13 protein-coding genes are annotated in these 12225 nt (G+C 53.0%); 7 read left to right on the top strand and 6 right to left on the bottom strand.

Features of this window, described 5'->3' with window-relative positions:
• Window positions 1-5: 5 nt before the first annotated feature.
• From AC6I8X_RS11105 to rnd, 3 genes are all read left to right on the top strand, one after another.
• Window positions 6-599: a Slp family lipoprotein gene (locus AC6I8X_RS11105; protein WP_299451293.1), complete on the top strand. Its 594-nt coding sequence runs from the start codon at window positions 6-8 to the stop codon at window positions 597-599.
• 209 nt (window positions 600-808) lie between these two features.
• On the top strand, window positions 809-2485 hold the full coding sequence (gene fadD, locus AC6I8X_RS11100; protein WP_299451291.1) for a long-chain-fatty-acid--CoA ligase FadD: 1677 nt from the start codon (window positions 809-811) through the stop codon (window positions 2483-2485).
• 98 nt (window positions 2486-2583) lie between these two features.
• Complete coding sequence (gene rnd, locus AC6I8X_RS11095; protein WP_313688872.1) at window positions 2584-3705, top strand: ribonuclease D; 1122 nt, start codon at window positions 2584-2586, stop codon at window positions 3703-3705.
• Between the two features lie 54 nt (window positions 3706-3759).
• On the opposite strand, the gene minE is transcribed toward rnd, so the two are convergent.
• From minE to minC, 3 genes are read right to left on the bottom strand one after another with little or no spacing between them, the layout of a single operon-like run.
• The gene (gene minE / locus AC6I8X_RS11090) at window positions 3760-4029 is read right to left on the bottom strand and encodes a cell division topological specificity factor MinE (protein ID WP_013509389.1); all 270 of its coding nucleotides are present in this window, start codon (window positions 4027-4029) and stop codon (window positions 3760-3762) included.
• Window positions 4030-4032: 3 nt separating this feature from the next.
• Window positions 4033-4845 carry a septum site-determining protein MinD gene (gene minD / locus AC6I8X_RS11085; protein WP_416412369.1) on the bottom strand — a complete coding sequence of 271 codons (813 nt, stop codon included), beginning with the start codon at window positions 4843-4845 and terminating at the stop codon, window positions 4033-4035.
• 33 nt (window positions 4846-4878) lie between these two features.
• Complete coding sequence (gene minC / locus AC6I8X_RS11080; protein ID WP_497839792.1) at window positions 4879-5589, bottom strand: septum site-determining protein MinC; 711 nt, start codon at window positions 5587-5589, stop codon at window positions 4879-4881.
• 153 nt (window positions 5590-5742) lie between these two features.
• On the opposite strand from minC, the gene AC6I8X_RS11075 reads away from it, so the two are divergent.
• The 3 genes from AC6I8X_RS11075 (at window position 5743) to ycgN (ending at window position 7450) form a co-directional block, all read left to right on the top strand.
• A complete protein-coding gene (locus tag AC6I8X_RS11075) occupies window positions 5743-6018 on the top strand; it encodes a YcgL domain-containing protein (RefSeq protein ID WP_313689213.1) in 276 nt (91 codons plus the stop codon).
• A 260-nt stretch (window positions 6019-6278) separates the two neighbouring features.
• A complete protein-coding gene (locus AC6I8X_RS11070) occupies window positions 6279-6938 on the top strand; it encodes a fumarylacetoacetate hydrolase family protein (protein ID WP_084875262.1) in 660 nt (219 codons plus the stop codon).
• 65 nt (window positions 6939-7003) lie between these two features.
• Window positions 7004-7450, top strand: a complete 447-nt coding sequence (ycgN, locus tag AC6I8X_RS11065) for a cysteine cluster protein YcgN (protein ID WP_313689217.1) — start codon at window positions 7004-7006, stop codon at window positions 7448-7450.
• A 38-nt stretch (window positions 7451-7488) separates the two neighbouring features.
• Here ycgN and dsbB read toward each other — a convergent pair whose 3' ends face one another.
• On the bottom strand, window positions 7489-8019 hold the full coding sequence (gene dsbB / locus AC6I8X_RS11060) for a disulfide bond formation protein DsbB (protein ID WP_313689219.1): 531 nt from the start codon (window positions 8017-8019) through the stop codon (window positions 7489-7491).
• Window positions 8020-8139: 120 nt separating this feature from the next.
• Window positions 8140-9663 (bottom strand): sodium/proton antiporter NhaB, encoded by a 1524-nt coding sequence (gene nhaB / locus AC6I8X_RS11055; RefSeq protein ID WP_497839791.1) that lies wholly within the window; start codon window positions 9661-9663, stop codon window positions 8140-8142.
• Window positions 9664-9803: 140 nt separating this feature from the next.
• On the opposite strand from nhaB, the gene fadR reads away from it, so the two are divergent.
• Window positions 9804-10523: a fatty acid metabolism transcriptional regulator FadR gene (fadR, locus tag AC6I8X_RS11050; protein WP_084875254.1), complete on the top strand. Its 720-nt coding sequence runs from the start codon at window positions 9804-9806 to the stop codon at window positions 10521-10523.
• 52 nt (window positions 10524-10575) lie between these two features.
• Here fadR and AC6I8X_RS11045 read toward each other — a convergent pair whose 3' ends face one another.
• On the bottom strand, window positions 10576-12111 hold the full coding sequence (locus AC6I8X_RS11045) for a SpoVR family protein (RefSeq protein ID WP_084875252.1): 1536 nt from the start codon (window positions 12109-12111) through the stop codon (window positions 10576-10578).
• Between the last annotated feature and the right edge of the window lie 114 nt (window positions 12112-12225).

The following is a 12225-nucleotide window of genomic DNA, read 5'->3' as shown; positions in this document are numbered from 1 at the left end:
CTTTTATGCCAATCAGTCGTAAAGGGATGTCTGGCGCTCTGTTAGCCTGCGCGCTGTTGCTCAGCGGTTGTGTTTCGGTGCCGGATTCCATTAAAGGGAGTTCTCCGCTTCCACAGCAAGATTTATTACGGGTGATGAATGCGCCGCAGCTTTACGTTGGCCAGGAATCACGCTTTGGCGGTAAAGTGGTGAACGTCACCAATCTGAATGGTCTGACGCGTCTGGAAATCGCCACTCAGCCGCTGGATGACAGCGGGCGTCCGCGTCTTGGCTCGGCATCGGTTGGCCGTATTTTTGCCGACATCCACGGATTTGTCGATCCGACCGATGTTAATAATCAGTACGTCACGGTGCTGGGCAACATTAAAGGTAGCGAAAAAGGCACCGTAGGCCAGGCCAGCTATAATTTTGTGGTGATTGATGTGAAAGGCTATCAGCGCTGGCATTTAACCCAGCAAGTGATGACGCCACCTCAGCCCATCGATCCCTGGATATTTTACGGACCGACGCGCCATCACCCAGGATACTGGGGACCTAACCCTTACTGGGGCATGTACAGTAGCGGTCCGGCACAGGTACAAACCATTCTGACTGAATAATATTTTATTTCAGTTAGTTACGGCCCGATCGCGGCGCTCGCGACCGGGCTTTTTTATTGCGCACGCAACCGAAGCGCGAAATTTAGTGATGAGCCTCGCAACCTGAACAGGTCGAACCCGGCAAACTGGTACAATCAGTTAAAATATTGTTAATAACACTGATGGCAGAGGCGGCGATGGCTAAGCAACAAGAATCTCGGGGTGAATCTTTGACTAAGGTTTGGCTGAAACGCTATCCGCCAGATGTACCAGCGGAAATTACTGCTGACCGCTATACATCGTTAATCGATCTTTTTGAGCATGCGGCAACGCAATATGCCGATCAGGTCGCTTTCGTAAACATGGGGCAACCCATGACCTATCGCCAGCTGGAGCAGCAAAGCCGCGCCTTTGCCGCCTGGTTGCAGCATGGGCTGAAGCTGAAAGCCGGTGATCGGGTGGCCCTGATGATGCCGAACCTGCTGCAATATCCGGTGGCGCTATTTGGTGTGTTACGCGCCGGGATGGTGGTGGTCAATGTTAACCCGCTGTATACGCCGCGCGAGTTGAAGCATCAGCTTAATGACAGCGGTGCCTGCGCGATTGTTATCGTGTCGAACTTTGCCCACACGCTGGAAAAAGTGGTCGCAGAGACGCAGGTTAAACATGTGATGCTGACGCGCATGGGCGATCAACTGGCCCCAATCAAAGGCACACTGGTCAACTTTATCGTCCGCTATGTAAAAAAACTGGTGCCGAAATACCATCTGCCAGGCGCGGTGCCGTTTCGTCAGGCGTTACAGCAGGGGGAACAGCTGAGTTACCAGCGTCCCGATGTCACCAATGATGATCTGGCGTTTTTGCAATATACCGGTGGGACCACCGGGGTGGCGAAAGGCGCGATGCTGACACACGGCAACATGCAGGCCAACCTCGAACAGGCTAAGGCAACCTATGGCAAACTGCTGCGTCCGGGGCAGGAATGCGTCGTCACCGCACTGCCGCTGTACCATATCTTTGCTCTGACGGTGAATTGCCTGCTGTTCCTCGACCTGGGTGGGCAGAACCTGCTGATTACCAATCCGCGAGATATTCCGGGCTTTGTCAGAGAGCTGGCGAAGTTCCCGTTTACCGCGATCACCGGCGTGAATACGTTGTTCAATGCGCTGCTGAACGATGCCAACTTTAATAAGCTGGATTTCTCTACCCTGCGTATGTCTGCGGGTGGGGGAATGGCGGTGCAGAAGGCGGTGGCTGAACGCTGGGAAAAACTGACCGGACACTATTTGCTGGAAGGTTATGGTCTGACGGAATGCTCGCCGCTGGTGTCAGTCAATCCGTATGACATTACCTGCCACACCGGTAGCATCGGTTTACCGGTACCCTCCACCGATGTGCGCATCGTGGATGAACAGGATAATGATGTGGCACCTGGCGAACCCGGCGAACTTTGCATTCGCGGTCCGCAGGTGATGATCGGCTACTGGCAACGTCCGGAAGCCACGGAAGAAGTGCTGAAAAATGGCTGGCTGCATACCGGTGATATTGTTACCGTGGACAGCGAAGGCTTTATCCGCATCGTTGATCGTAAAAAAGACATGATTCTGGTGTCGGGATTTAATGTGTATCCCAACGAAATCGAAGATGTGCTGATGCAGCACGCGAAGGTGCGCGAGGCTGCAGCGATTGGTGTGCCGAGCGATCTTTCCGGTGAAGCAGTGAAAGTCTGCATCGTGAAGAAAGATCCCAGCCTGACCAAAGAAGAAGTGTTGGATCACTGTCGGCGTCAGCTTACCGGCTACAAGGTGCCGAAGATTATCGAGTTTCGTGACGAGCTGCCTAAAACGAATGTGGGCAAGATCTTACGTCGCGAATTGCGTGATGAGGTGAAGCGGGAAGGGCAGTAGTGCGTACCTCGCTCAATGGTTAACGCCGGCAATGTCCGGCGTTTTTATTGCTTTTAACATGGAGCGCTGCGCGCAGTGAGTCGCGGCGAAAACATAACGTGAATTATTCCCTGATCGACCAAAATGACCAACTGGCTGCGGTGTGCGACAAAGCACGCCAGCATGCTGCCGTGGCGCTGGATACCGAATTTGTCCGCACCCGTACTTACTATCCGCAGCTGGGCCTGATCCAGCTGTTTGATAGCGAGCAATTGGTCCTGATCGATCCCCTCAACATCAGTGACTGGACGCCGTTTATCGACCTGCTGCGTGATACCCGGGTCACGAAATTCCTGCACGCGGGTGGTGAAGACCTGGAAGTGTTCCTGCATCGTTTTGACTGCCTGCCGGACCCGATGATTGATACCCAGATTCTGGCGGCATTTGCCGGTCAGCCGTTGTCATGGGGTTTTGCGGCGATGGTGATGCATTTTGACCAAATCGAGCTGGATAAAAGTGAGGCGCGTACTGACTGGCTGGCTCGCCCGCTGACGGAGCGGCAGTGCGAATATGCGGCAGCCGATGTAGCCTATTTGCTGCCTATCGCTCATCAGTTGCTGGCGCAAACTGAAGCGGCGGGTAATATGGCGGCGGCACGCAGCGAATGCGAAAACCTGTGCCAGCGCCGTCTTGATGTGCTGGCACCCAACGAGGCCTGGCGTGATATCACCAATGCCTGGCAGCTGCGCCCGCGTCAGCTGGCGGCATTGCAGCGTCTGGCCGCCTGGCGTCTTAACACCGCACGTCAGAAAGATATGGCGGTTAACTTTGTGGTGCGCGAAGAGAATCTGTGGAAAGTGGCGCGTTTTATGCCGGGTAGCCTGGGTGAGCTGGACCATCTCGGCCTGAACGGTCATGAGATTCGCTTCCACGGTAAAGCGATGGTGGCGCTGGTCGCCGAAGCACAGGCGCAGGATGAGGCCACGCTGCCGCAACCGCTGGGCAATCTGATCGACCATCCGCAATACAAACAGACATTCAAAGCGATTAAAGCGCTGGTGCAGCAGGTAAGCGAGGAAACCGGGTTTAGTCAGGAATTGCTGGCTTCACGCCGCCAGATCAATCAGGTGCTGAGTGTGTACTGGGGATTGAAAACTGCATCGCGCACCCCGGAATTGCTCACAGGCTGGCGCGGCGATTTGCTGAAAGCGCGCATCGACGAGATTCTGCAAACCCTGTAAGCGCGATTTTTTCCCCTGCAAATTGCGCAGGGGAAAATCAGGAAACCGCTGGCGTCATTTGGTGACTTCTTCCGTCTCCGGTAGCGTAACGTTCAGCTCCAGAATCGAGATATCATCCCCTTTCTGATCCAGCTGAACGGTGACCATATCCGGATCAATTTTCACATATTTGCAAATCACTTCCAGAATGTCGCGCTTGAGCTGCGGCAGATAGTGGGGCTCACTGTCGCCCCTTCTGCGTTCAGCCACAATAATCTGCAGCCTTTCCTTGGCTATGTTGGCTGTGTTCTTCTTACGGGATAAAAAGAAATCGAGTAATGCCATTGGTTATCCCCCGAACAGGCGTTTCAGGAAACCCTTCTTCTCTTCTTCAATAAAGCGGAAGGGGCGTTCTTCGCCAAGCAGGCGGTCTACGGTATCAGCATAGGCTTTACCGGCATCTGAGGTGGTATCGAGGATCACGGGTTCGCCCTGGTTGGAAGCGCGTAATACCGATTGATCTTCAGGGATCACACCGACCAGCGGGATACGCAGGATGTCCAGCACGTCTTCCATGCTCAGCATATCACCACGGCTCACGCGGCCCGGATTGTAACGGGTCAGCAGAAGGTGTTCTTTCACCGCTTCCTGGCTATTTTCCGCACGACGGGATTTGGACGAAATGATGCCGAGAATACGGTCAGAGTCACGTACCGAGGACACTTCCGGGTTGGTGGTGATGATGGCTTCATCTGCAAAATACAGCGCCATCAACGCACCAGTTTCGATACCGGCAGGTGAATCGCAGACGATGAAATCGAATTCCATCGTTGCCAGGTCGTTAAGCACTTTTTCAACGCCTTCACGGGTCAGGGCGTCTTTGTCGCGGGTTTGCGACGCTGGCAGAATATACAGTTGCTCAGTGCGCTTATCTTTAATCAGCGCCTGGTTCAATGTGGCATCGCCCTGAATAACATTGACGAAGTCGTAAACAACACGACGTTCACAGCCCATGATCAGGTCGAGGTTACGCAGACCGATATCAAAATCGATCACCACGGTTTTTTTGCCTTTTTGCGCGAGTCCAGTGGCGATGGCCGCGCTTGACGTGGTCTTGCCAACGCCCCCTTTACCGGATGTAACTACAATGATGCGTGCCATAAATGTTGATTTCCTTAACGAAAGAAAAGGGGCCTAATTAAGTGTCTGAATGGTGAGCGCGCCCTCTTTGAGGCATAAACGCGCAGCTTTACCAAAAAACTCAGCCGGAATCTGATCCATGATCCAGTACTCCCCGGCAATGGAGACCAACTCTGCGACGAGGTTGGTGCAAAAAATCTGGCAGTCACGATCGCCGCTGGCACCTGCCAGGGCGCGACCGCGCATCATGCCGTAAATATGGATGTTGCCATCGGCAACCAGCTCGGCACCGGCGCTAACGCTGCTGGTGACAATCAAATCAGCATTGCGGGCGTAAATTTGCTGGCCAGAACGGACTGGCGTATTAATGATGCGGGTTTTATTGACGGTCTCCGCCACTACGGGGGCGGGGGCTGGCTCGGGAACATCCGCTGGCGCATCATTGCGCTTTTTGCGATCGCTCCCCTCAGACAGCACCGGCAATCCGGCACGCGCAATCATCTTTTTCAGCGCATCGTCTTTACAACCGCTGACGCCAACGATGCGCAGCCCGGTTGCACTGATGGCTTGCTGCATCTGCTTCCAGTTGATGTCGCCGTTCAATGCCGACACATTCAGCACCACCGGTGCATTTTTCAGAAAGCCGGGCGCCTGGTCGATTTTGTCCTGCAACGCCTGACGAATCACCTCAGGTTGCGAATGGTGCAGATGAACGACTGATAGGGTAAAACTGCTTCCCTTGAATTCGATTGGCGTTTGCGACATCTGTCCTGACTCGTCCTGTTTTCACTACCGTTAGATGAACGCCGATAAAATCGTCATTAACACCCTGCGGTCAATATTCGAAGTTCAGCAAGCATGTTATAGTTACTGCTATATTCAGGCAAGTGACGCCATCAGTTAATTCGAGTAAAAAATATGTTTTGTGTGATCTACAGAAGCCCGCAGCGTGACCAGACTTATCTTTATGTTGAAAAAAAAGACGATTTTTCTCGTGTGCCAGAAGAATTGCTCCGTGGCTTCGGCAAACCCCAGCTATCTATGGTGCTGTCGCTGGAAAAGCGCGACAAACTGGCGGGTGCAGATATCAATAAAGTTAAGCAGGCATTGAGCGAACAGGGCTATTATTTACAATTGCCACCGCCGCCGGAAAGTCTGTTGAACATACATCTTCAGCAAAACAAAAAAGATTAATTCGGATTCATCTGTAAATATATCCAGATTTAATCATCAGCGTGGTCGCTTTATTTATTTGCCTGTGGCTAACCCTTAATTGCAGGCAATATCAACCACCCATGGCGATATCGATTAACGTCTTTTGACAATTTACGCACACTCCTTAGCCACAAAGCAGCTTAATATATTGACCCTCAGCCTGCCGCGTTCCGGCACTGAAGCAGACACAACGCGCCAGCTCAACTGGCGTCATACTCAAATCAAAGCAGGGGAATAGCATGTATCAGCATCGTAACTGGCAGGGCGCTCTGTTGGATTATCCGGCCAGCAAAGTGGTCTGTGTTGGCAGCAACTATGCTAATCATATCAAGGAGATGGGAAGTGCAACGCCTGACGAACCGGTGGTGTTTATCAAACCGGAAACCGCACTGTGCGATCTGCGTCAGCCGCTGTCCATTCCGGGCAATTTTGGTGAAGTGCATCATGAAGTTGAACTGGCCGTGCTGATCGGCGCGACGCTGAAGCAGGCGAGCGAAGAACATGTGGCGAAAGCCATTGCCGGTTATGGTGTGGCACTGGACCTGACGCTGCGTGATGTGCAGGCCGGTCTGAAGAAAACAGGCCGTCCGTGGGAGAAATCCAAAGGTTTTGACAACTCCTGTCCGCTGTCTGGTTTTATTCCTGTCTCTGAATTCAGTGGCGATCCGCAGAACACGGAGTTAAAGCTGGTGGTGAACGGTGAAGTGCGCCAGCATGGCACCACCGCTGACATGATCCACAAAATTCTGCCGCTGATTGCCTACATGAGCCAGTATTTTACCCTGCGTGCAGGCGACGTGGTGCTCACCGGTACCCCGGAAGGGGTGGGACCAATGCGTTCCGGCGATAAGCTGGAAATCTCCCTCGCTGGCCACGGTATTACCACTCGCGTACTGTAAAACTTGCATCACCGCACCTGAACCTTGTATAAGGTGCGGTCTTTACGTTAATCCGGACCGCCACCATGACCGAACAGCCTTTCTGGCAGACAAAACGCCTTGACCAAATGAACGACGCCGAGTGGGAATCGCTGTGCGACGGCTGTGGTCAGTGCTGCCTGAATAAACTGCAGGATGCGGACACCGATGAAATCTACTTCACTAACGTGGCCTGTAATCAGCTCAATATCAAAACCTGCCAGTGCCGTAACTACGAACGGCGGTTTGAGTATGAAGAAGACTGTATCAAGCTGACGCGGGAAAATCTCACCACCTTCAACTGGCTGCCGCGTACCTGTGCGTATCGGTTACTGGGGGAAGGGAAAACCTTGCCAGCCTGGCATCCGCTGATTGCGGGTTCGAAGAAAGCGATGCATGCGCAGCGCATTTCAGTGCGGTTTATCGCGGTGCGTGAGAGCGAAGTGAGAGACTGGGAAGAACATATTATTGATCGGCCGGATCGCCATGGCTGAGAAAAAACAGGCAGCGCAGGCTGCCTGTTTTATGTTGATTAGCGTCCAAACAAATCGCGGCGTTTGGCTTTAAACGGCTGAGCAATCAGCACCAGCACGGCAACCAGCAAATAGGCACCGAAAGTCACGATCAGCCACTGCGGCATACTCCAGGTGAGGAAAGTCCAGCCCAGCTCAGAACAGTCACCATGCGCCACAAATACCGCCGGGAACCATTTATCCAGTGGCAGCCAGCTCGGGAAACGTGCGGCAAAATCACAGGTGACAAACGGATTCGGGTGCAGCTGGATCATGGTGTGCTCCCAGGAGAGTCTTAACCCCTCAATCGCACTGTAAAGCCAGATCAGCAACGCCACCCAACGCAGCGGCGTTTTCGGTGCGATGGCACCGACAATACCCGCACCCATCACGCCAAACAGCGCGCAACGTTCATAAATGCACATGACGCAGGGTTGTAGCCCCATCACGTGCTGGAAAAAGAGTGCAGTCAGTTCAAGAGCCAGTGCCGTCAGTGCCAACAATAACCAGGCTCCGCGTCCCCGCGAACATTGGTTCAAATATCGCAACATAGTGCTGTTCCTGTAGTCGTTAATGCATCGCAGTGTAAACCAAAAGCGCGTGCGTGCCAGCCTGGACGCGGGAAAAAATCATGTAGAAAAATGACTTATCCTGATCCAGGCCAAAAAACCTCAGGGTTGTGCGGCGCTAAGCCAACCCTGCTGCACGAAATAATCTGTCGCGGGTACCAGCCATGCATTAATGCAGAGAAAGCCGACCAGCGACAACACCAGGGTAAAGGGTAGAGCCATCCACACCATGCGGCCATAAGAAAGACGGATCAGCGGAGCCAGAGCGGAGGTCAGCAGAAACAGAAATGCCGCCTGCCCGTTAGGCGTTGCGACAGAGGGCAGATTTGTTCCGGTGTTGGTGGCAACCGCCAGTAATGCGAACTGATGCTGGTCAATGGCCCCGCTGTCAAAGGCATGTCTGGCTTCATTGATATACACCGAACCGACAAATACATTATCGGAAATGGCGGACAGCAGGCCATTAAACACATAAAACCAGCTCAGTTGTGCGGCGGGATCGGCCTGCAACACGAAATGGACCAGTGGCTGGAACAATTGCTGTTCAATGATCACCGCGACGATGGCAAAGAAAACCGCCAGCAGTGCAGTAAAGGGCAGGGCTTCGGTAAACGCCTGGCCGAGCGTATGTTCGTCGGTGATGCCGCATAGCGATGTGGCAAGGATGATCACCGAAAGTCCGATCAGGCCGACTTCAGCCAGATGAAAAGCCAGGGCGATGATCAGCCAGACACCGATCAGCGCTTGTATGCCAAGTTTCAGCGACTCCTGGCGGGTGCGCTGCGCGCTGGCCTGGCGATCGCTTTCCAGCAAAATGGTGCGCACTGCATCAGGCAGCGTTTCACCGTAGCCAAATAAGCGGAAACGCTCCACCAGCATGCTCGTGGCAATACCGCACAGCAGCACGGGAACGGTGACCGGTGCCATTCGCAGGAAGAAATCGGTGAAGTTCCAGCCTGCTGCGTGAGCAATGATCAGATTCTGTGGCTCACCTACCATCGTCATCACCCCACCGAGGGCGGTCCCCACACCTGCCTGCATCATCAGGCTGCGCAGAAAAGCACGGAATTTTTCCAGCGTTGCGCGCGCTTCATCATGCTGCCCAGGATTAGCGGACGCTACACGGTGATAAATCTCGTAAAAACCCATCGCCACGCTGATGACCACGGCCAGCACGGTCAGCGCATCAAGAAAGGCTGAGAGAAATGCGGCGGCGAGACAGAAGGTCAACCCGAGTAGCACCTTGCTACGTATCGACAGCAATATTCGGGTGAAAACGAACAGCAGCAGTTGTTTCATAAAGAAGATGCCTGCCACCATAAAAATCAGCAGCAGTAACACTTCAATATTGCCCGCCAGCTCGGCTTTCACCTGATCGGCAGTGGCCATACCGATGGCTATCGCTTCAATGGCCAGCAAGCCACCGGGTAGCAGCGGGTGGCATTTTAACGCCATGCCAAGGGTAAAAATAAATTCCGCCACCAGTAACCAGCCAGCAAAAAACGGGCTGATAAACAGGAAAATCAGCGGATTGATCACCAGAAAAGCAATGAGGGTAAGTTTGTACCATTCGGGCGACTGCCCAAGAAAATTGCGCCTGAATGCCTGCGCATAGCTGAGTTCCATCGACTCTCCCTGAGGTAAATCTTTGATGTTGAAATTTGCGGCAGCGCGCGCTTTTAATCTGTTGCCAGTCTATATCCGCTATAGCCCCTCTGGTATGATGAGTCCAATTACGACAAAGAAAGCAACGAGAAATAAATGCTATGGTGATTAAGGCGCAAAGCCCTGCAGGATTTGCTGAAGAGTATATTATTGAAAGCATCTGGAACAGTCGTTTTCCGCCGGGATCAATTCTGCCTGCCGAACGTGAGCTTTCTGAACTGATCGGCGTAACCCGTACCACGCTGCGTGAGGTATTGCAGCGCCTGGCTCGTGATGGCTGGTTAACTATCCAGCACGGTAAACCGACGCGTGTGAATGATTTCTGGGAAACCTCAGGTTTAAATATTCTGGAAACGCTGGCGCGTCTCGATCACGACAGCGTGCCACAGTTGATTGATAATCTGCTGTCAGTGCGCACCAACATCGCATCGATCTTTATCAGCCGTGCCCTGCGCCATCACCCGGACAAGGCGCGTGACGTGCTGGAAACGGCGCTCAGTTCCGATGACCAGGCCGAGGCATACACCGAGCTGGATTATCGGGTGTTCCGTGGTCTGGCTTTTGCTTCTGGTAACCCGATCTATGGTCTGATCCTTAATGGTCTGAAAGGTTTGTATACCCGTGTGGGTCGTCATTACTTCTCTAACCCGGAAGCACGCGAATTGGCCCGCAGCTTTTATCAGCAGCTGGCTAACCTGTGCGGCGTGGTGCCGACGCAGGAACAGATTGTGGATTGCGTGCGTGATTATGGCCGTCGTAGTGGTGAGATCTGGCATGGCATGCAGAAAAGTATGCCGGAGGATTTGGGCAGCAAGCGCTAACCCCTTCTTCAGTTAAAAAAACGCCATCAGATTGATGGCGTTTTTCGTTATCTCACAGTGCCGGGCCGCGTGCCGGACTGCGATCCAGCAGCTCAACGCTGCCATCTTCATTCTGTTGTTCAAGAATCACGTCAAAGCCCCACAGCCGATGTACGTGTTTCAGCACTTCGCGACGGCTTTTATCCAGCGGTGCTCGCTGCTGCGGGACATAGCGCAGCGTCAGCGAACGATCGCCGCGCAGGTCAACATTGTAAACCTGGATATTAGGTTCCAGATTGCTCAGGTTGTATTGCGCAGACAGCTGCTGACGAATGGCACGATAACCTGCTTCATCATGGATGGCGGCAATCTCCAGATAATTGTTGCGATCATCATCCAGTACGGTAAACAGGCGGAAATCGCGCATCACCTTCGGCGACAGGAACTGGCTGATAAAGCTCTCGTCTTTAAACTCACGCATGGCGAAATGCAGCGTTTTCAGCCAGTCAGATCCGGCGATGTCCGGGAACCAGTAGCGATCCTCTTCGGTCGGTGACTGACAAATACGCTTGATGTCCTGGAACATGGCGAATCCCAGTGCGTAGGGGTTGATGCCGTTGTACCACGGACTATTGTAAGGCGGCTGGAACACCACGTTGGTGTGGCTGTGCAGGAACTCCATCATAAAACGCTCCGACACTTTGCCTTCGTCATACAGATGATTGAGGATGGTGTAATGCCAGAACGTGGCCCAGCCTTCATTCATCACCTGGGTTTGTTTCTGCGGATAAAAATACTGGCTGACTTTGCGTACAATGCGCAACACTTCACGCTGCCACGATTCCAGCAACGGCGCATTTTTCTCCATAAAATACAGCAGGTTTTCCTGCGGCTCAGAAGGATAGCGGGCCGCTTCAATATGCACCGACTCCTTCTCTTTACGCGGCAGAGTGCGCCACAAGGTATTCACCTGGCTTTGCAGGTACTCTTCACGGCTTTTCTGCCGGGCTTTCTCCTCCTGCAGCGAGATTTTTTGCGGACGTTTATAACGATCGACACCGTAATTCATCAACGCATGGCAGGAGTCCAGCAGGCGTTCCACCTCTTCAACGCCGTAGCGTTCTTCGCAGTCGGTAATGTAATTACGGGCAAATAGCAGGTAATCGACAATTGAACTGGCATCGGTCCAGCTGCGGAACAGGTAATTATTTTTGAAGAAGGAGTTATGACCGTAACAGGCGTGCGCCATCACCAGCGCCTGCATCGTCATGGTATTTTCTTCCATCAGATAGGCGATACAGGGGTTAGAGTTAATCACGATCTCATAAGCCAGACCCTGCTGGCCGTGCTTGTATCGTTGCTCAGTCTCAATGAATTTCTTGCCGAAGGACCAGTGGGCGTAATTGATTGGCATACCCACGCTGGAGTAAGCATCCATCATCTGCTCAGAGGTAATGACTTCGATTTGGTGCGGGTAAGTATCCAGCCCGTAGAGTTTGGCTACGCGGTCAATTTCCGCCAGATAGACATCGAGCAGTTCGAATGTCCAGTCAGGTCCGTCACTGAGTCGTTTACTGTTCCTGGTTGGCTCGTCAAAGATTGTCGTCATAGCGCACCTCTGTTTTGCAGAGTGGCAGGTAACGGAATGTCACCTGTCACGAACGTTTAAGGCTTCATCCTGAGAAAGACAGCCCAAAAAAACTGAGCGAACACATCAATGATA

This window comes from Pantoea sp. X-Soil-TKNS-1280, from assembly GCF_059730475.1.
This window is presented reverse-complemented; position numbering and strand designations above follow the sequence as displayed.

Bases quoted from the DNA above. Each gene is read 5' to 3' on its own strand.
- dsbB (WP_313689219.1), bottom strand. From the start codon at position 8,019: ATGTTGCGATATTTGAACCAATGTTCGCGGGGACGCGGAGCCTGGTTA.
- ycgN (WP_313689217.1), top strand. From the start codon at position 7,004: ATGACCGAACAGCCTTTCTGGCAGACAAAACGCCTTGACCAAATGAAC.
- AC6I8X_RS11070 (WP_084875262.1), top strand. From the start codon at position 6,279: ATGTATCAGCATCGTAACTGGCAGGGCGCTCTGTTGGATTATCCGGCC.
- fadR (WP_084875254.1), top strand. From the start codon at position 9,804: ATGGTGATTAAGGCGCAAAGCCCTGCAGGATTTGCTGAAGAGTATATT.
- minC (WP_497839792.1), bottom strand. From the start codon at position 5,589: ATGTCGCAAACGCCAATCGAATTCAAGGGAAGCAGTTTTACCCTATCA.
- minD (WP_416412369.1), bottom strand. From the start codon at position 4,845: ATGGCACGCATCATTGTAGTTACATCCGGTAAAGGGGGCGTTGGCAAG.
- AC6I8X_RS11105 (WP_299451293.1), top strand. From the start codon at position 6: ATGCCAATCAGTCGTAAAGGGATGTCTGGCGCTCTGTTAGCCTGCGCG.
- AC6I8X_RS11075 (WP_313689213.1), top strand. From the start codon at position 5,743: ATGTTTTGTGTGATCTACAGAAGCCCGCAGCGTGACCAGACTTATCTT.
- minE (WP_013509389.1), bottom strand. From the start codon at position 4,029: ATGGCATTACTCGATTTCTTTTTATCCCGTAAGAAGAACACAGCCAAC.
- nhaB (WP_497839791.1), bottom strand. From the start codon at position 9,663: ATGGAACTCAGCTATGCGCAGGCATTCAGGCGCAATTTTCTTGGGCAG.
- AC6I8X_RS11045 (WP_084875252.1), bottom strand. From the start codon at position 12,111: ATGACGACAATCTTTGACGAGCCAACCAGGAACAGTAAACGACTCAGT.